The following is a 17,923-nucleotide window of genomic DNA, read 5'->3' as shown; positions in this document are numbered from 1 at the left end:
GTACTGCTTGCGACTTGCCTTCCGGCAAAAAAGGGGGACCAGACCGCTTGGCAGGCGCCGTTTTCCGTCACGGAAAACGGCCCGGAAAACACGTGTTTTCCGGCTCCCGCCGAGACGGATCTCTTAGATCTGGGCGCTGGGGCGGGCCTTGATGGCCTCGTACCAGGCGCGGGTCGCGGTATTGCCCTCGGGCACCCGCATCTTGATCACCCGGGCAAAATCCACAAACACGAAGGTCGAGATATCAGCCAACGTGAAATGATCGCAGGCGATGAACGGGCTCTCGTTCAGCCTCTCCTCGAGCAGGTCGAAGAACTGCGCCACTCGCGCCACCCCGCGTTGCGCCAGTTCCGGGATCTGGGCATGGTTGGCCGGGCCCGGGATAGCGCGATCCTTGAATGCCGGATGCCCGTTGCGCAGCGCGTCGGCCACCGGCGCGCCGCCCTGCTGTTCGGCGATGGCGTTCCACATCAGCACCAGCCCCTTTTCATCGGCGCTGCGCCCCATCAGCGGCGGTTCGGGAAAGCGCGCCTCGAGATAGGCGGCGATCCCGAGGTTCTCGGTCAGCACCGTGCCCTCGTCGGTCACCAGCACAGGGATCGTCGCGCGCGAGTTCACGGCCCGGAACGCTGGCTGCAACTGTTCCCCCTTCGCGATCGAGATATCGCGGCTCTCGACCTCCACCCCCTTCTCGGCGATGAACATGCGGGCGCGACGCGGGTTGGGCGCGGTGGAACAGTCGTAAAACAGCATGACGGGATCCTCTGGTGCAGCTTCGGGCCAAACTTAGGCCGCAACCGCGCCGCGCGCCTAGCCGTTCGCGGCGGTGACCCTGCGGCACATCACCCGGGCGTCATCCGCGCCGGTAGATGAAGCAGCGCCCCACGACCGCGCCGGGGGGCAGCGGCAGTTCCTCGAGCCCCTCGAAATACATCCGGTCACTCGACACCATCAGCCCGCCCTGCGCCAGATGCGGTTCGATCAGGGGCGAAATCAGGCGGGCGAAACGATCGTTCTTTTCCCGGTTATGGCCACCCAGATCGGCATGGACCAGGCTGGCGGTGGCGCCGAACCGCTCCAGCGTCGCCGGCAGGGTCTCGCGGATATCACCCAGGATCAGCTGTGCCTCGGGCGGGGTCGAATCGGGATGCGAGGCCACCGCGCGTTCGAACACATAGATTTCGCGCCCCTGCACATGCTGGCGCAGGTGATGATAGGTGCGCCCGTTGCCCAGGCCCAGTTCATAGACCGGCCCGCTCAGGCCCGCGGTCTGCGCGATGGCATGCTCCAGACAGGCGCGCTGCGACACCATCCGGTCGATGAACAGGTCAAGACGGCTCTGCTCTGGTTGGCTCATGATCTGCATCTCCCTCATCCGCGCGGGCCCCGAGGGGCTGCCGCTTTTGCCCCTCATGCCAAATTCCGCGCCGCTTTGACAGCCGCCTGACCGGCAATATCGCCATTTCCCGGTCATCTTTGCGAAATTGAGGTTTGACGAACCGCCGCCCGGCGCGCGAAAGTGCCATCAAAACAAGAAAGACCTTTGGGGGTATTGATAGGATCATGTCGTTTTCTGGCCAGTCGGGTGGGACGCCTGAATGACCCCTTTGTTGTCTGTCGAAAACCTCAGCATCGGCTTTGGCCGGGGCGACGCCGTGGTGCGCGACGTCAGTTTCGAGGTGATGCCGGGGCAGACATTGGCGCTGGTGGGCGAATCCGGCTCGGGCAAGACCGTCACCTGCCGGGCCGTGCTGCGCATCCTGCCCAAGGCGGCGCAAATCCGCACCGGCCGCATCACCCTGAACGGCCAGGACGGGCCGCTGACCCTGAACCAGCTTGGCGAACGGCAGTTGCGCGCGATCCGGGGCAACCGCATCTCGATGATCTTTCAGGAGCCGATGCGTTCGCTTTCACCGCTGCACCGGATCGGCAATCAGGTCAGCGAGGTGCTGTGGCTGCATCGCGGCGCCAGCGAGCGCGAGGCCCGCAAGACCGTGCTGGAACAGTTCGAAAGGGTGGGATTTCCCGACCCGGAACGCGCCTATAACTCCTATCCGTTCGAAATGTCGGGGGGCATGCGGCAGCGGGCAATGATCGCCATGGCGATGGTGGCCAAGCCCGACCTGCTGATCGCGGACGAGCCGACAACGGCGCTGGATGTGACCACCCAGGCCCAGGTTCTGGGCCTGATCAAGGAGTTGCAGCGCGAAACCGGCATGGCGCTGATCCTGGTGACCCACGATCTGGGGGTGGTGGCCAACATGGCCGAACAGGTGGTGGTGATGCACAAGGGCCGGGTGATGGAAAGCGGCTCTGCCGTTGCCATGCTCAAGGACCCGGCGCATCCCTATACACGGCAGCTGTTCGATGCCGCACCCGAAATCCCCGATACCCAGGCGGTCGGGCTGCCGATGCCTCAGGACGATCTGATCCTGGAAATGAAGGATGTGTCCAAGACCTATACCATGCGCTCGGGCCGGGGCTGGCAGCCTCACAAGCAGATCTATGCCTGTCGGGGCGTCGATTTCCGGCTGGCGCGCGGCAAGACGCTGGCCATCGTCGGCGAGAGCGGATCGGGCAAGACAACGGCCGCGCGGATCGCGCTGGGGGCGGAACCGCCCGATCCCGGCGGCCAGGTGCTGTTCCGCGCCGCCCCCGGCGACGCGCCGCTGACCGTGCACGACATGACCCGCGCCCAGCGCACCGCGTTCCAGCGTCAGGCGCAGATGGTGTTTCAGGACCCTTACAGCTCGCTCAGCCCGCGCATGCGCATCCAGGACGCGATGACCGAGCCGCTGGAAATCCACCGGATCGGCACCCGCGCCGAGCAACGCGACAAGGCGACAGAAGCGCTGGAAAGGGTCGGGCTGAACGCCGATATGCTCAAGCGTTACCCGCATGCGTTTTCCGGCGGCCAGCGCCAGCGCCTGTCGGTGGCGCGCGCGCTGATGCTCGACCCGGCAATGATCGTCTGCGACGAGCCGACCTCGGCGCTGGACGTATCGGTGCAGGACCAGATCCTGACCCTTCTCGAAGAGCTGCAGGAGGGGCTGAAACTCTCCTACCTCTTCATCAGCCACGATCTGGCCGTGGTGGCGCGTATCGCCGACGAGGTGGCGGTGATGCGTCAGGGGCTGGTGGTCGAACAGGCCCCGCCCGAGACATTGTTCCACAATCCCCAACACCCCTATACCAAGGCGTTGATCGCCGCCCAGCCGGAACCCGATATCGACCGGCCGATCAATCTGAAGCTTGTGGCCCTGGGTGCCGGTGCGCCCGATACCTGGGCCGAGGCCTTTCGTTTCACCGACTCCGTGATACCCTCGCTGGTAGAGATGGAGCCAGGACACAAGGTACGTTGCCATGCTTGAACTGCCCCGCCGCGCCTTTGCGCTTGCCCTGACCATGGTTCTGGCCGGGGTGTTGCCGCTGCGTGCCGACACCGTGCCGACCTTGCAGGAATCCGTCTTTTGGGGGGCCGAGGTGAAATCGGGCGATCTGCCACCCATCGACCAGCGCATCCCCGAGGAACCGCTGATCGTCGATCTCGCGGCCAAGGGCCGCGAGTTTGGCACGCCGGGCGGGGTGATGCGCACCATGATCACCCGGTCCAAGGATATCCGCCAGATGGTCGTCTATGGCTATGCCCGCCTGGTCGGATATGACGAAAACTACAACCTGGTGCCCGACCTGCTGAAATCCTATGAGGTCGAAGAGGACCGTCGCTTTACCCTGCACCTGCGCAAGGGGCACAAATGGTCTGACGGCGCGCCCTTTACCTCGGCCGATTTCGAATACTGGTGGAAGGATGTGGCCAACAACCCGCTGCTCAGCCCCGCCGGTCCGCCCGACTTTCTGCTGATCGAAGGCCAGCCGCCCCGGGTCAGCTTTCCCGACGCCACCACGGTCATGTTTGAATGGGACAAGCCCAACCCCAATTTCTTGCAATCCCTGGCCCAGGCGCGCCCGCCCTTCATCTATCGACCGGCGCATTTCCTGAAACAGTTCCACCAGGATTACGCCGATACCGCGCAACTGGCCGCCGCGGTCGAGGAAAACCGGGTCAAGAGCTGGGCCGCGCTGCATAACAAGCTGGACAACATGTACCAGTTCGACAATGCCCAGCTGCCGACCCTGCAACCCTGGATCAACGCCAGCGAAGGCAAGAAGATCCGCCACAACTTCGTCCGCAATCCCTATTACCACCGGATCGACACGCGCGGGGTGCAGCTGCCCTATATCGACATCATCGAGATGGAGATCGTCGCCCCCGGCCTGGTGGCGGCCAAGTCGAACGCGGGCGAGGTCGATCTTCAGGGGCGCGGGCTCGACTTTCGCGATGCCTCGATCCTGAAGAAAGGTGAGGCCGATGGCGGATACAAGACCTATCTGTGGCAGACCGGCGTTGCCTCGCAGATCGCGATCTATCCCAACCTCAACCACAATGATGATGTCTGGCGGGCGCTGCTGCGCGATGCCCGTCTGCGTCGGGCCCTGTCGCTGGCAATCGACCGCGACGCGATCAACCGGGCGCTTTACTTCAAGCTGGCCAAGCCCGGCGCCATGGCGGTGCTGCCGGCCTCGCCCTTCTTCAAGCAGGAACACCGTGACGCCTGGGCCGCCTATGACCCCGCCCGGGCCAGTGCGCTGCTGGACGAGGTCGGGCTGGACAAGCGCGACGGCGCGGGCATCCGCCTGCTGCCCGATGGCCGCCCGATGGAGCTGGTGATCGAAACGGCGGGCGAGCGGCAGGAGGTCGAGAACGCGCTGCAGATCATAACCGACACCTGGCGCGAGATCGGGGTCAAGCTGGTCATGCGCCCGCTGGACCGCGACATCCTGCGCAACCGGGTCTTTGCCGGCACCACCATGGCATCGGTCTGGTTCGGCTGGGACAATGGCCTGCCCCAGGCCTATACCTCGCCGGCCTATCTGGCACCCACCGATCAGGTGTTCCTGGCCTGGCCGAAATGGGGACAGCATTATCAGACCGCCGGTCAGGTGGGCGAGGCGCCCGACCTGCCCGAAGCGCAGCGGCTGATGGAGCTGCTGCACGACTGGGAGCGCGCCAACAACGATCAGGACCGCGCCGCCGCCTGGAGCGAGATGCTGGCGATCCATGCCGACCAGATCTATGGCATCGGCATTCTGGCCGAGGCGCCACAGCCCATCGTGGTGTCGGCCCGGATGCGCAACGTGCCGAAAAAAGGCATGTGGGCCTGGGATCCGGGGGCACATTTCGGCGTGCACCGGATGGACGAATTTTTCATTCAAGACTGACGGATCGGCGGAATGGCAATCCTGCGCTACGCATTTTACCGGTTCGGAACCATGCTGATGACCCTGCTTGTGGTCTCGGTGCTGGTCTTTGCCATCATCAACCTGCCCCCGGGCGATTACCTGTCCAACCAGATCGCCGAGCTCAAGGCCTCGGGCCAGTCGGCGGGTGTGGCCAAGGCAGAGTTCCTGCGCAAGGAATACGCGCTCGACCGGCCCGTCTGGCAGCAATACATGATCTGGATGGGCTTCATGCCCGGCCCGCACGGGTTTTCCGGCCTGATCCAGGGCAATTTCGGCTGGTCCTTTGAATTCGATCGGCCCGTTTCCGAGATCGTCGGCGACAGCCTGTGGCTGACCGTGCTGGTGAACATGGCGGCCATTGTCTTTGTCTATGCCACGGCCTTGCCGCTGGGGGTGATCGCGGCCGCCAAGGCGCGGACCTGGGCCGATTATACCTCGGCCTTTGTCGGCTATCTGGGTCTGGCGACGCCGAACTTCCTGTTGGCGCTGATCCTGTATTATTACGGGCGCAAATATCTGGATATCCCCATCGGCGGTCTCATGGACCCGGCCTTTGAAGGGCAACCTATGAGCTGGGCCAAGATCCAGTCGGTGCTGGTGCACCTGATCGTGCCCACCATCGTCATCGGCACCGCCGGTGCCTCGGCGATGATGCAGCGCCTGCGCGCCAACATGCTGGACGAGCTGGGCAAACCCTATGTGGAGACTGCCATCGCCAAGGGCATGGCGCCCAGCCGGATGCTGGCCAAATACCCGCTGCGCGTCGCCTTCAACCCGTTTGTGGCCGATATCGGCAACCTGCTGCCCTCGATGGTGTCGGGCTCGGTTCTGGTCTCGGTGGTGATGGGGCTGCAAACCATCGGCCCGACCCTGCTGACCGCACTCAAGAGCCAGGACATGTTCCTGTCGGGCTTCGTGCTGATGTTCGTGGCGCTGCTGACGCTGATCGGGACGATGATTTCCGATATCCTGCTGGTCATGCTCGACCCGCGCATTCGATACGAGGGGCGCGACGCATGACCCAACTTCCCGACGGACGCTATGTCGATGACGCCCCCTATGACCCGCAACAGTCGATCCAGCAGCTGGAACGGCGCGATCTGGACGCGCCCAACTGGCTGTTGGTCTGGCGCAAGTTCCGCACCCACAAGCTGGGTCTGATCTCGGGCATCTTCCTGCTGTTGAGTTACCTGTTGCTGCCCTTCATGGGCTTCATCGCGCCCTATTCCCCCAACTACCGCAACGCAGATCACCTCTATGCCCCGCCGCAGGCGGTGCGCTGGGTGCATGAGGGCGATTTCCTGGGGCCCTTCATCTATCCGATCACCGCCGAGGCGGATTTGGAGACCTTTCAGTGGACCTTTGTCCCCGATACCGAGAACCCGCAGCGCATCCGCTTCTTCTGCGAGGGGGACAGTTACAAACTGGCCGGGCTGATCGAGAGCGACACCCATCTGTTTTGCGCGCCCGAGGGGGCGACACTGTTCCTGTGGGGCTCGGACCGGCTGGGCCGCGACGTGTTCAGCCGTATCCTCTATGGCGCACAGCTGTCGCTGACCGTTGGCCTGATCGGCATCTCGGTGTCCTTCGTGCTGGGCATCTTCTTTGGCTCGCTGGCGGGCTATCTGGGCGGCAAGACGGACTGGGTGATCAACCGGGTGATCGAGATTCTGCGCTCGCTGCCGGAACTGCCACTTTGGCTCGCGCTGTCGGCAGCGGTGCCGTCGAACTGGTCGCCGGTGGCGGTGTTCTTCATCATCTCGGTGATCCTCGGGATCCTCGACTGGCCGGGGCTGGCGCGCTCGGTGAGGGCCAAGTTCCTGTCCCTGCGCGAAGAGGAATATGTGCGGGCCGCCGAGATGATGGGCGCGGGCAAGGGGCGGGTCATCCGCAAGCATCTGCTGCCCAATTTCATGTCGCACCTGATCGCCAGCGCGACGCTGTCGATCCCGGCGATGATCCTAGGCGAGACCGCGCTCAGCTTCCTGGGGCTTGGCCTGCGGGCGCCCGCTGTCAGCTGGGGGGTGATGCTGAACGACGCCCAGAACCTGGCCAGCATCGAGCTTTATCCCTGGACCGCGATCCCGATGCTACCCATCGTGGTGGTGGTGCTGGCCTTCAACTTCCTGGGCGACGGCCTGCGCGACAGTCTCGACCCCTATAGCTGAGCAACCGGCAGGCGGGGCCCGAGATTTTTCGTCGAAAAATCTCCAAACCGTTGGACCAAGATTTTTCGACGAAAAATCTTGGCCTCCCCCTCAGCGGTCGTCATCCATCATGTCGTCCAACACATCCTCGTCGATGGCGGCCTGGACCGCACCCGTTACCGCCTCACGCTGCTGTGGTGTCATCTTGGCAGCCTCCTGGCCGTCGGCCAGACGTACCGTGACCTCGCGATGGGCGAACTTGATGCCTTCGCGGGCAAAAAGCTCACGAATGTCCTGATAAACCCGCTTGCGCACCAGCCATTGATCGCCCGGCTTGGTCATGAACTTGACCCGGATGATCATCGCCGAATCCTGCATCTCGATCACACCCTGACTTTTCAGCGGCTGGATGAAATTGTCGCCGATCACCGGATCGCTCAGCAGCTCCTGCCCAAGGTTTTTGATCAGCTTGCGCACCTTTTCCACGTCGGTGTCATAGGTCACCCGCAGCGGCAGTTTCATGATCACCCAATCACGCGAGAAGTTGGTCAGCACCTTGATCTCACCAAAGGGGATCGTGTGCAGCGCTCCCAGATGGTGGCGCAGCTGGAAGGAACGGACCGAGATTTTTTCGACCGTGCCCTTCACATCGCCGATGTCGATATACTCTCCCTTGCGGAACGCGTCATCGACCAGAAAGAACGCACCCGAAAAGATATCCCGCACCAGCGTTTGCGAGCCGAAGCCCACCGCCAGACCGACCACGCCGGCACCGGCAAACAGCGGGCTGACATTGATCCCCACTTCCATCAGCGCGATCAGCACGATCGAAACCACCACAACCGCCAGGATCGCGCCCCTGAACAGCGGCAGCAGCGTCGCCAGGCGGCTAGCGCTGGTTCCGCCGCCCTCGTCGCCGAGCTCTCCCTCGGGCACATCCACCGTCTCTTCGGCAATCTTGCTGTCGATCCAGATCCGGAAGAAGTGAAACACGATATAGCCCAGGAAGATGATCACCATCACATCCAACGCCCGGTCGATGGGCAGATCACCGGTCCAGTCCATCTCGGGGTTCCAGATCAGGACCAGCGCATAGGTGCCCACAACAAAGGCCAGGATACCGGCTACCCGGCGGGCCAGGTCCTCGAACGTGGCGATGTGATGCCGCTGCGCGCTGACCCCCGTCATGGACAGGTCTTCCGCCGCCTCTGCCTCGGCCAGGGCGGCGTTCAACTCCTTCACCTGCCGGGTCCGGTCGAAATAGCGCTCGAGCAGGTAGTTCATCGCGCCATAAGCGACCACGACCGACATGAAGATGCCATAGGTGCCAGCCATCAGCGGGATATGAACCGGACGCTCCAGCACCAGATCGAAGGCCAGTTGCAGCCAGCCGAACACCATGTAGAACAGCACCACCGGCGCCCAGGCGACCGACACCAGCCGCAGTATCCACGACACCTCGTCCTTGGTCCGGCCGCCGCGTATGGCATTCGAGATCGCCCGCCCGTTGAACAGCACCATCAGCACATTGCCTAGGGCGCCGACCCCGGTCAGCACGCCATAGACCATGGCATAGACATTGTAGTTCAGGCCGAAATCGGCGACCCAGGTCGAGAACAGCTCGCTGGAGATATCATAGGTCGCCAGCAGCGACGCCCAGAGATACAGCCGCTTGGCGTCGCGGTCCGAAAAGGGCGGCAGCCGGTACTGGCTCAGATAGGGCGACAGCACCATCCGCCACAGGTCCGAGGCGGTCCGGGCCAGGAAATAGGCGGTAAAGATCGCGGTGACCGTGAACTGGATCGACAGATCCTGCATAGGTCCAAAGATCAGGAAGCCGATGATGAAGGCAAAGACCATGGCGAACAGGGTCGCCCCCACCCCCATCACGAAGCGGAACACCAGGAACGGCATCTTTTCCCGATAGCCGCGCGGCGCCTCGCGGATCCGCGACACCACATGTTTGCGTGCGATGCGCTTGCCGTAGATCTCGATCGACATCCAGCGCCCGATCAGCAGCAGCACCAGGTTGATCGCCAGCACCTCGGCATAGGTCGCGATCCGCCCGTCGGGGCTGGTCTGGCGCAGGATGTATTGCACCTCGAAGATGGAATAGGGCAGTGCCTCGAGCCGAGAGCGCAGCGCCCCGATGAAGTCGGACACCTTTTCCTGCGCCTTCATCAGCTGTGACGCCTCGCCCATTGGATCGACGCGGGCGGTTTCAACCGCGCCCGCTTCGGTTCCGGCTGCGGCCACCCGTCCGGCGCTGTCGATCACGATGACCGAGGCCCCGGCCTCGGAGGCGGCGCGAATGGCCTCGGCCAGATCGCCGCCGGCGCTCTCGTCCGAGGTTCCGGCGATCCCTGAATAAAGCGAGACCTGCGCCGCCAGCGGTGACGACAGACACAGAAACAAGCCAAGACAGGCAAGGAAAAGACGAAAGGCTACAATCATTGCGGAAACCTGTATGGGCGTTGGGCTTCGCCACAGCCTATCGAAGCGAGGGTGTGCATTCAAACGGCAAGTGCGGCTTATCCGGAGCGCCTGCCCGGACGGCACCGCAGAATCGTGTTTTCAAGGCGATATGATTTGACTAGTACGGTGCTGCCTGCGGGCCAAGATACCGGATGGCGGAACGGGGCCTTTGCGCCCGGCCGCACCATGAAACACGCAAGATCGGGAACGCAAGCCATGTCGCGCCAAACGGATCAGGACCGGATCGCCGTGCTTGGGCTGGGCTATGTCGGCCTGCCGCTGGCGCTGGGTCTGGCGCGGGCAGGCTTTCAGACGCTGGGGTTCGACACCGATGCCGCGCATATCACGGCGCTGGGGCGCGGCCATGATCGCAATGGCGAGGTCTCGGAACGCTCGCTGGCCGAGACGCGGGCGCGGTTTTCCTGCGATCCTGCCGATCTGGCGGGCTGCACCGTCTATATCATCGGCGTGCCGACCCCGATCACCGATGCCAAGACTCCCGATCTGGAACCGCTCAAGGGCGCCTGCCGGATGATCGCGCCGCATCTGGTGCCCGGCGACATGGTGATCGTCGAAAGCACGGTCTACCCTGGCGTGACCGAAGAGATCTGCGGCCCGGTTCTGGCCGAGGGCAGCGGGCTGGAGCTTTACTCGCAGATCAAGCTGGCCTACTCGCCCGAGCGGGTGAACCCCGGCGATGCCGAGCATTCGATGGAGAATGTGGTCAAGATCGTCTCGGCCCAGGACGCCGAAACGCTGGACCGGGTCGCCGCCATCTATGCCCCGGTGGTCAAGGCGGGTGTGCATAGGGCCAGTTCAATCCGCACCGCCGAGGCCGCCAAGGTGATCGAGAATACCCAGCGCGACCTCAACATCGCCCTGGTCAACGAATTCTCGCTGATCTTCTCGCGCCTGGGGCTCGACACGCTCGAAGTGCTGGAGGCCGCCGGAACCAAGTGGAACTTCCTGCCCTTCAAGCCCGGGCTGGTGGGCGGGCACTGCATCGGGGTCGACCCCTATTACCTGACCTACCGGGCCGAGCAGAGCGGCTATCACCCCGAGGTGATCCTGGCGGGCCGGCGCATCAACGACAACATGGGCCGCCACGTGGCGCGCCAGCTGATCAAGGCTCTGATCGCCCGCCGCATCGACCCGGGCCGGGCGCGGGTGCTGGTGATGGGCTTCACCTTCAAGGAGAACTGCGCCGATATCCGCAATACGCGGGTGGCCGACATCCTGTCGGAACTGGCCGAATACTCGGTCGCGACCGAGGTCTGCGACCCCTGGGTTGACCCCGAGGCAATGGAACAGGAATATGGCGTCACACCGGTTTCGGAACCCACGACCGGCGCTTATGATGCGATTGTTGTTGCGGTGGCGCATCGGCAGTTTGTCGAGTTGGGGGCTGCGGCCATTCGGGCCTTTGGCCTGCCGGGCGCTGTCCTCTATGATATCAAGGGCATTTTTTCCAAATCCGACACGGATCTAAGGCTATAGACGGCAGCGATGCAGGGCGAGAGCAGGACAGTCGACACCGGCCGAGCGGCGCGTGTGATGTTGTACAGCCACGATACGTTCGGGCTGGGCCATCTTCGACGTAGCCGGGCGCTGGCCGCCGCGATCACCCAGGCCGACCCCTCGGCCTCGGCGCTGATCCTGACCGGCTCGCCGGTGGCGGGGCGTTTCACCTTTCCGCGCCGGGTCGACCACGTACGCCTGCCTGGCGTGACCAAGCGCGCCGACGGCTCTTATGCCTCGCAGACGATGGGGATGGGCATCGACGAGGTGACCGACCTGCGCAGCGGTCTGATCCGCGGCGCCGCAGAACGGTATGACCCCGATATCCTGATCGTCGACAAGGAACCGACCGGCTTTCGCGGCGAGCTGCTGCCGACGCTCGACTGTCTGCAACGGCGCGGGCGTGCCCGGCTGGTGCTGGGCCTGCGCGACGTGCTGGACGAGCCCGAGGTGCTGGCTGCCGAATGGGCGCGCAAGGGTGCCGTGGCGGCGACCGAACGCTTTTATGACGAGATCTGGGTTTACGGGCTGCGCTCGGTCTATGACCCGACGGCGGGCCTGCCCCTCAGCCCCGAAGCGCAGGCGCGCATGCACTGGACTGGCTATCTGCGCCGCGATCTGGGGCCGGTGGGCACCCCGCCGCATCAACCCTATGTGCTGATCACCCCCGGTGGCGGTGGCGATGGCGAGGCGATGGTCAATCTGGTTTTGTCCGCCTATGAACAGGACCCGACCCTGTCGCCACGCGCGGTGCTGGTCTATGGCCCCTTCCTGTCGGGCGACACCCGCGCCGAGTTCGAACGGCGCGTGGCGGCGCTGAACGGGCGGGTGACCGCGGTCGGGTTCGAAAGCGAGATCGAAACGCTCTTTGCCGGGGCCGCCGGCGTTGTGTGCATGGGCGGTTACAACACCTTTTGCGAGGTGCTGTCCTTTGATCAGCGCGCGGTGATCGTGCCGCGCACCGTGCCGCGTCTGGAACAGTGGATCCGCGCCAGCCGCGCCGAAGAGCTGGGCCTGGTGCGGATGCTGGAGGAAAGCCGCGACGGGCTGACGCCCGAGACCATGATTCAGGCCATTCGCAACCTGCCCAACCAGCCGCTGCCCAGCCAGGCCATCGGCGAGGGTCTGCTGGACGGGCTCGACCATGTCACCCGCCGCGTCCGCGCGCTGCTGAGCAAGACCAGCCATCAGGCGGCGGAATGACCTCAGACAGCCCGAAACTAGCCGTAGTGGTCAAGGGCTGGCCGCGCCTGTCCGAAACCTTCATCGCGCAGGAACTGGTGGCGCTGGAGGAGGCGGGCCACGACTTCGACATCTGGTCGCTGCGCCATCCAACAGATGTGAAACGCCACCCCCTGCACGAACGGCTGCGCGCACGCGTGCGCTATCTGCCGGAATACCTGTGGCAAGAGCCCGAGCGGGTCTGGCGCGCGCGCGCCGTTGCGCAGGCCCTGCCCGGCTACGCCGAGGCCTATCGGGCCTGGCGCGCCGATCTGGCCCGGGACCGCACGAAGAACCGTATCCGCCGGTTCGGACAGGCCTGCGTGATGGCCGCCGAGCTGCCCGCCTCGACCCGGGGGCTTTACGCGCATTTCCTGCATACCCCCGCCTCGGTCGCGCGCTATGCCGCGATCATGCGCGGTCTGCCGTGGAGCTTTTCGGCCCATGCCAAGGATATCTGGACCTCGCCCGACTGGGAAAAAGCCGAGAAACTGAGCGCCGCCAGCCATGGCGCGGCCTTTGGCGCCACCTGCACGGCTGTGGGCGCCACGCATCTGCGCGGGCTGACCGATGATCCGGGCCGGGTCGATCTGGTCTATCACGGGCTCGATCTGGCCCGCTTTCCCGACCCGCCCGCGCGCAGCCCGCGCGCGGCGAGTGCCCCGCTGGCGATGCTGTCGGTGGGGCGGCTGGTGGAGAAGAAGGGCTTTGACCGGCTGATCGCCGGTTTTGGGCTGTTGCCGCCCGGCCTGCGCTGGCACTGGACCCATATCGGCGGCGGCGGCGACCGCGCCGCCCTGACCGCACAGGCCGAGGCGCTGGGGATCGCGCAACAGATCACTTGGCGCGGCGCCTGCGATCAGCCCGAGGTAATCGCCGCCATGCGCGCCGCCGACCTGTTTGTCCTGCCCAGCCGGGTCGCCGCCGATGGCGACCGCGACGGGCTGCCCAATGTACTGATGGAGGCGGCCTCGCAATTGCTGCCGATCCTGTCGACCCCGGTTTCGGCAATCCCCGAGTTCATCACCGACGGCGCTCATGGCACCCTGTCGGACGACGCGCCCGAGGCGCTGGCACGGGCCATTGCCACATTGGCCGCCGACCCCGAGCGCGCGGCCGGCATGGCCGCAGCCGCGCGCGTGCGCCTGCTGTCGGAATTCACCATGGCCCCCGGCATCGCCCATCTGTCCAACCGGCTGACCGCCCTCTGCGCCGGGGGCTGAGCATGGCCCGCATCGCCTTTTATGCGCCGATGAAATCGCCCGACAGCCCGGTCCCCTCAGGCGATCGCGAGCTGGCGCGCAGCCTGCGGACGATGATCGCCGGGCGCGGTGTGCCGGTCGATCTGGTCTCGGAGTTCAAGAGCCTCGACAAACAGGGCGATGCCGGGGCGCAGGCCCGGCTGCGCGCGGGCGCTGCGGTCGAGGTGCGGCGGCTGATCCGCGACCTGCCCGGCGATTGCGCCCTGTGGGTGACCTATCACAACTATTACAAGGCGCCCGACCTGATCGGCCCGGCGGTATGTGCCGCCCGCGCCATCCCCTATGTTCAGATCGAGAGCACCCGCGCCACCAGCCGCCTGACCGGCCCCTGGGCCGGGTTTGCGCAGGCAGCGCATGATGCCTGCGATGCGGCGCGCGTGATCTTCTACCTCACTGCCAATGACCTGATCACGCTGGAGCGGGAACGCTTCGGCACTCAGGCGCTGGTCGAACTGCCGCCCTTTCTGCCCGAGAACACCCTGCCATCGCGCACTACAGCCGATGGCCCGATGCTGAGCGCGGGCATGATGCGGCCCGGCGACAAGCTTGCCTCATACCGGCTGATCGCGGAAACGCTGGCACATCTGGACGGCGCCTGGCAGCTCGATATCGCGGGCGATGGCCCGGCCCGGCCCGAGGTCGCGGCACTGATGGCGCCCTTTGGCGCGCGGGTGCGGTTCCTGGGCCAGCTTGACCGGGCCGGATTGCAGGCGGCCTATGGCCGCTCCTCGCTGTTCTTCTGGCCCGGCGTGAACGAGGCCTTTGGCATGGTCTATCTCGAGGCGCAGGCCGCCGGCCTGCCGGTGGTGGCGCAGGACCGGCCCGGGGTGCGCGACGTGCTGCTGCCCGGCCCCGCCTATCCCGCACCCGAGGCAGGACCCGAGGCACTGGCCGAAATGATCGACCGCCTGCGCGCCGATCCCGGCATGCGCCAGCGGATCGGCAGCGAAGCCCGAGACCGTATCGCCACCCGGCATCTGCCCACCGCGGCGGCGGCGGTGTTCTGGGGCGCTGTGACACCGCTGATGGAGACCGCTTCATGAGACGCCTCGCCCTTCTGCGCCATGGTCACACCGACTGGAACCGCGCCGGTCGCATCCAGGGCCGCAGCGACATCCCGCTGGACGACGCCGCACGGCACGACCTGGGCGCGCTGGCCCTGCCCGCGCCCTGGGATCGCGCGACGCTCTGGTCCAGCCCGCTCTCGCGCGCGGTGGAAACCGCCAAACTGGTGGCCGGGCACACGCCCCGCAACGCGCCTGCTCTGACCGAGATGAACTGGGGCGACTGGGAGGGGCAGCGCGGGAGAGACCTGCTCGACACGCCCGGCAGCGGCTATCGGCATATCGAGGACTGGGGCTGGGATTTCCGCCCGCCCGCAGGGGAAAGCCCGGCAGAGGTCTGGACCCGGATCGACCCCTGGCTGGCCGGGTTGACCGGCGACAGCGTCGCGGTCTGCCATATCGGCATCATGCGGGTCATCTTAGCTCGCGCCCATGGCTGGAATTTCGACGGCATCCCGCCCTTCAAGGTCAAGCGCAACCGGCTTTTCGTCGTTTCGCTCGACCCTCTGGCGCCCTCGGGCGAACCAGTGCGGCTGATCCCGCGCGAGGCCCGCCCATGAAGGTGATGATCGTCGTCACCCATTTGCTGGGCACCGGCCATCTGAGCCGGGCGCTGACGCTGGGCCGCGCCTTTGCCGCCACCGGGCATCAGGTGCGGCTGGTCTCGGGCGGTATGCCCGCCCCACAGCTCGACCCGGCGGGGCTGGAGTTGGTGCAACTGCCGCCGCTCCGCTCGGACGGGGTGGATTTCGCCCGCCTGCTGACCGAGACAGGGGCCGAGGCAGACGCAGGCTTTCACACCACGCGGCAGGCGGCGCTGCTGGAGGCGCTCACCGCCTTTGCCCCCGATGTGCTGATCACCGAGCTTTACCCCTTTGGCCGCCGCAGCCTGAAGACCGAATTCCGCGCCCTGCTGGCCGCCGCGCGGGCGCTGCCGCGCCCGCCGCTGGTGTTGAGTTCGATCCGCGACATCCTCGCGCCGCCCTCGAAACCGGCCAAGGCGGAAGAAGCCGATCAGGTGATCGCCGAAGCCTATGACGCGGTGCTGGTGCATTCCGACCCAAAGGTCACCCGGCTGGAGGCCAGCTGGCCAGTCAGCGCCGCGCTGGCAGACAAGCTGCGCTACACCGGCTATGTGGCGCCGCCCCCTGCCGAACCGCACCCGGAGCGCGCCGGGGCGGGAGAGATCCTGGTCAGCGCCGGTGGCGGTGCCGTGGGCGGGCCGCTGTTCCGGGTCGCGCTGGAGGCCGCGCGCCGGATGCCCTCCCACCGCTGGCGGCTGCTGGTGGGCGGCACCCAGGCTGGCGCCGAGGTGGCCGCATTGCAAGAGCAGGCGAGCAACGCCCCGGTCACGGTGGAACCCGCGCGCCCCGATTTCCGCGCCATGCTGACCCATGCCGCGGCCTCGGTCAGCATGTGCGGCTACAATACCGCGCTGGACCTGCTGCAAGCGCGCACCCCCGCCGTGCTGATCCCCTTTGACGCGGGCAAGGAGGTCGAGCAGGGTCTGCGCGCCCGCGCCCTGACCGCCCTGCCCGGCTTTGCCACGGTGACCAGCGCCGAGCTGACCCCCGAAACCCTGATGCGGGCCTTGCAACAGGTGATGCGCGACCCGCGACGCGACACGACCACCTTGCGCTTTGACGGCGCGGCAGAGACGGTGCGCATGGTCGAGATGATGGAGGCGGCACGATGACCCCGGACTGGACCCCACTCGATGCCGAACTGGCGCGATGGGCGGCCGAGGGGCTTACCCTGCCGCTCTGGTGGCGCGACGATGACGCGGTGAGCACGACCCCACAGCTGGACCGGCTGACCGCGCTGGCCGAGGACCTGGACCTGCCCGTGCATCTGGCGGTGATCCCCGCCGGGGCCGATACCGCGCTGGCTGACCACGTCACCGCGCATCCGCATCTGGTCCCGGTCGTGCATGGCTGGGCGCACCAGAACCACGTCCCCGCGACCGAGAAGAAGGCCGAGTTTCGCGCCCACCGCCCACTGTCCGAGATCCTGACCGAGGCCGGGCAAGGCAAGGCACGGTTGCAGGCACTGTTTGGCGATGCGCTGCGGCCGATGTTCGTGCCGCCCTGGAACCGGATCGCGCCCGAGGTCACCGCCGGCCTGCCCCCGCTGGGCTATCGCGCGCTGTCCACCGCAACCCCGCGCCGCAGCCCGATGGCCGCGCCGGGGCTGGCGCAGGTCAACACCCATCTCGACCCGATCGACTGGCGCGGCAGCCGCGGACTGGTGGCGCCGCAGACCCTGATCGCCCAGACCGCCACGCTGCTGGCGGATCGGCGCGAGGGGCGCGCCGATGCCACCGAGCCCTTTGGCATCCTGACCCACCATCTGGTGCATGACGACGAAATCTGGCAGTTCTCCGGGGCGCTGCTGGCGCGGCTGTTGGCCGGCCCCTGCCAGCCATGGACCATGCCCGCCGAGGAGACCGACCGATGAGCCGATTGGATTCAATGCTGCGCCGCCTGACCGCGCAACGGGACGGGCTGAACTGGGCTGCGCTTCAGATCTCCGGCATCCCGGGCGAGGTGCTCGACATGGGGCTGGGCAACGGGCGCACCTATGACCACCTGCGCGAGATCCTGCCGGGCCGCCGCATCCGGGTGATGGATCGGGTGCTGCAATGCCACCCCTCGTGCACCCCGCCCGAGGCGGATTTCCTGATGGGCGAAGCGGAACCGATGCTGGAGCGTCTGGCCGCCGAGGGCGCCCCGATCGTTCTGGCCCATTACGATTTCGGCATGGGGATCAAGGCCGATGACGTGGCCGAGGCCGCTCGGCTCAGCCCGCTGATCGCCCGTGTTATGGTGCCCGGCGGCCTGATCATCTCGGGCCAGCCGCTGGTCGGGTTCACCCCAGTCGCAGCCCCCGACAGCATCCCGCCCGAACGCTACCTGTTCTACCGGGCCTGAGCGGG

The 17,923-nt window shown here is 66.0% G+C and carries 15 protein-coding genes; 12 read left to right on the top strand and 3 right to left on the bottom strand.

Annotated elements, in window-relative coordinates; genetic code table 11:
- Positions 1 to 123 precede the first annotated feature (123 nt).
- The gene (locus SPO_RS02840) at positions 124 to 753 is read right to left on the bottom strand and encodes a glutathione S-transferase (protein WP_011046319.1); all 630 of its coding nucleotides are present in this window, start codon (positions 751 to 753) and stop codon (positions 124 to 126) included.
- A gap of 100 nt (positions 754 to 853) precedes the next feature.
- Positions 854 to 1,357 (bottom strand): class I SAM-dependent methyltransferase, encoded by a 504-nt coding sequence (locus SPO_RS02835; RefSeq protein ID WP_044028966.1) that lies wholly within the window; start codon positions 1,355 to 1,357, stop codon positions 854 to 856.
- A gap of 241 nt (positions 1,358 to 1,598) precedes the next feature.
- On the opposite strand from SPO_RS02835, the gene SPO_RS02830 reads away from it, so the two are divergent.
- From SPO_RS02830 to SPO_RS02815, 4 genes are read left to right on the top strand one after another with little or no spacing between them, the layout of a single operon-like run.
- Positions 1,599 to 3,371 carry an ABC transporter ATP-binding protein gene (locus SPO_RS02830; protein ID WP_030003176.1) on the top strand — a complete coding sequence of 591 codons (1,773 nt, stop codon included), beginning with the start codon at positions 1,599 to 1,601 and terminating at the stop codon, positions 3,369 to 3,371.
- Positions 3,364 to 5,280, top strand: a complete 1,917-nt coding sequence (locus tag SPO_RS02825) for an ABC transporter substrate-binding protein (protein ID WP_011046317.1) — start codon at positions 3,364 to 3,366, stop codon at positions 5,278 to 5,280. The genes SPO_RS02830 and SPO_RS02825 overlap by 8 nt, the downstream gene beginning before the upstream one ends.
- A 12-nt stretch (positions 5,281 to 5,292) precedes the next feature.
- The gene (locus SPO_RS02820) at positions 5,293 to 6,321 is read left to right on the top strand and encodes an ABC transporter permease (RefSeq protein ID WP_011046316.1); all 1,029 of its coding nucleotides are present in this window, start codon (positions 5,293 to 5,295) and stop codon (positions 6,319 to 6,321) included.
- Positions 6,318 to 7,469, top strand: coding sequence for an ABC transporter permease (locus tag SPO_RS02815; RefSeq protein ID WP_011046315.1), 1,152 nt, complete (start codon positions 6,318 to 6,320; stop codon positions 7,467 to 7,469). The genes SPO_RS02820 and SPO_RS02815 overlap by 4 nt, the downstream gene beginning before the upstream one ends.
- Positions 7,470 to 7,559: 90 nt before the next feature.
- On the opposite strand, the gene SPO_RS02810 is transcribed toward SPO_RS02815, so the two are convergent.
- Complete coding sequence (locus tag SPO_RS02810) at positions 7,560 to 9,902, bottom strand: mechanosensitive ion channel family protein (RefSeq protein ID WP_044027860.1); 2,343 nt, start codon at positions 9,900 to 9,902, stop codon at positions 7,560 to 7,562.
- A 237-nt stretch (positions 9,903 to 10,139) separates the two neighbouring features.
- Here SPO_RS02810 and SPO_RS02805 point away from each other — a divergent pair, with 237 nt between their 5' ends.
- The 8 genes from SPO_RS02805 to SPO_RS02770 are packed head-to-tail and all read left to right on the top strand — an operon-like array spanning position 10,140 to position 17,918.
- Positions 10,140 to 11,420 carry a nucleotide sugar dehydrogenase gene (locus SPO_RS02805; protein ID WP_044027858.1) on the top strand — a complete coding sequence of 427 codons (1,281 nt, stop codon included), beginning with the start codon at positions 10,140 to 10,142 and terminating at the stop codon, positions 11,418 to 11,420.
- 9 nt (positions 11,421 to 11,429) lie between these two features.
- Complete coding sequence (locus tag SPO_RS02800) at positions 11,430 to 12,644, top strand: glycosyltransferase family protein (RefSeq protein ID WP_011046312.1); 1,215 nt, start codon at positions 11,430 to 11,432, stop codon at positions 12,642 to 12,644.
- Positions 12,641 to 13,885 carry a glycosyltransferase family 4 protein gene (locus SPO_RS02795; protein ID WP_011046311.1) on the top strand — a complete coding sequence of 415 codons (1,245 nt, stop codon included), beginning with the start codon at positions 12,641 to 12,643 and terminating at the stop codon, positions 13,883 to 13,885. The genes SPO_RS02800 and SPO_RS02795 overlap by 4 nt, the downstream gene beginning before the upstream one ends.
- Before the next feature lie 2 nt (positions 13,886 to 13,887).
- Positions 13,888 to 14,967 (top strand): glycosyltransferase family 4 protein, encoded by a 1,080-nt coding sequence (locus SPO_RS02790; RefSeq protein WP_011046310.1) that lies wholly within the window; start codon positions 13,888 to 13,890, stop codon positions 14,965 to 14,967.
- Positions 14,964 to 15,548 (top strand): histidine phosphatase family protein, encoded by a 585-nt coding sequence (locus SPO_RS02785; protein ID WP_011046309.1) that lies wholly within the window; start codon positions 14,964 to 14,966, stop codon positions 15,546 to 15,548. Before SPO_RS02790 ends, SPO_RS02785 begins: the two co-directional genes overlap by 4 nt.
- Entirely contained in the window at positions 15,545 to 16,684 is a 1,140-nt protein-coding gene (locus tag SPO_RS02780) for a glycosyltransferase family protein (RefSeq protein ID WP_011046308.1), read from the top strand. The genes SPO_RS02785 and SPO_RS02780 overlap by 4 nt, the downstream gene beginning before the upstream one ends.
- On the top strand, positions 16,681 to 17,445 hold the full coding sequence (locus tag SPO_RS02775; RefSeq protein ID WP_011046307.1) for a polysaccharide deacetylase family protein: 765 nt from the start codon (positions 16,681 to 16,683) through the stop codon (positions 17,443 to 17,445). Before SPO_RS02780 ends, SPO_RS02775 begins: the two co-directional genes overlap by 4 nt.
- Complete coding sequence (locus SPO_RS02770) at positions 17,442 to 17,918, top strand: class I SAM-dependent methyltransferase (RefSeq protein ID WP_044027857.1); 477 nt, start codon at positions 17,442 to 17,444, stop codon at positions 17,916 to 17,918. The genes SPO_RS02775 and SPO_RS02770 overlap by 4 nt, the downstream gene beginning before the upstream one ends.
- Positions 17,919 to 17,923 lie beyond the last annotated feature (5 nt).

It is taken from the genome of Ruegeria pomeroyi DSS-3, assembly GCF_000011965.2.
GTDB lineage: Bacteria > Pseudomonadota > Alphaproteobacteria > Rhodobacterales > Rhodobacteraceae > Ruegeria_B > Ruegeria_B pomeroyi.
The sequence above is the reverse complement of the archived record's forward strand: the minus strand, read 5'-3'. Positions and strand labels throughout refer to the sequence as shown.

Coding starts and splice junctions, on each gene's coding strand:
- SPO_RS02840 (WP_011046319.1), bottom strand. CDS start 753: ATGCTGTTTTACGACTGTTCCACCGCGCCCAACCCGCGTCGCGCCCGC.
- SPO_RS02835 (WP_044028966.1), bottom strand. CDS start 1,357: ATGAGCCAACCAGAGCAGAGCCGTCTTGACCTGTTCATCGACCGGATG.
- SPO_RS02830 (WP_030003176.1), top strand. CDS start 1,599: ATGACCCCTTTGTTGTCTGTCGAAAACCTCAGCATCGGCTTTGGCCGG.
- SPO_RS02825 (WP_011046317.1), top strand. CDS start 3,364: ATGCTTGAACTGCCCCGCCGCGCCTTTGCGCTTGCCCTGACCATGGTT.
- SPO_RS02820 (WP_011046316.1), top strand. CDS start 5,293: ATGGCAATCCTGCGCTACGCATTTTACCGGTTCGGAACCATGCTGATG.
- SPO_RS02815 (WP_011046315.1), top strand. CDS start 6,318: ATGACCCAACTTCCCGACGGACGCTATGTCGATGACGCCCCCTATGAC.
- SPO_RS02810 (WP_044027860.1), bottom strand. CDS start 9,902: ATGATTGTAGCCTTTCGTCTTTTCCTTGCCTGTCTTGGCTTGTTTCTG.
- SPO_RS02805 (WP_044027858.1), top strand. CDS start 10,140: ATGTCGCGCCAAACGGATCAGGACCGGATCGCCGTGCTTGGGCTGGGC.
- SPO_RS02800 (WP_011046312.1), top strand. CDS start 11,430: ATGCAGGGCGAGAGCAGGACAGTCGACACCGGCCGAGCGGCGCGTGTG.
- SPO_RS02795 (WP_011046311.1), top strand. CDS start 12,641: ATGACCTCAGACAGCCCGAAACTAGCCGTAGTGGTCAAGGGCTGGCCG.
- SPO_RS02790 (WP_011046310.1), top strand. CDS start 13,888: ATGGCCCGCATCGCCTTTTATGCGCCGATGAAATCGCCCGACAGCCCG.
- SPO_RS02785 (WP_011046309.1), top strand. CDS start 14,964: ATGAGACGCCTCGCCCTTCTGCGCCATGGTCACACCGACTGGAACCGC.
- SPO_RS02780 (WP_011046308.1), top strand. CDS start 15,545: ATGAAGGTGATGATCGTCGTCACCCATTTGCTGGGCACCGGCCATCTG.
- SPO_RS02775 (WP_011046307.1), top strand. CDS start 16,681: ATGACCCCGGACTGGACCCCACTCGATGCCGAACTGGCGCGATGGGCG.
- SPO_RS02770 (WP_044027857.1), top strand. CDS start 17,442: ATGAGCCGATTGGATTCAATGCTGCGCCGCCTGACCGCGCAACGGGAC.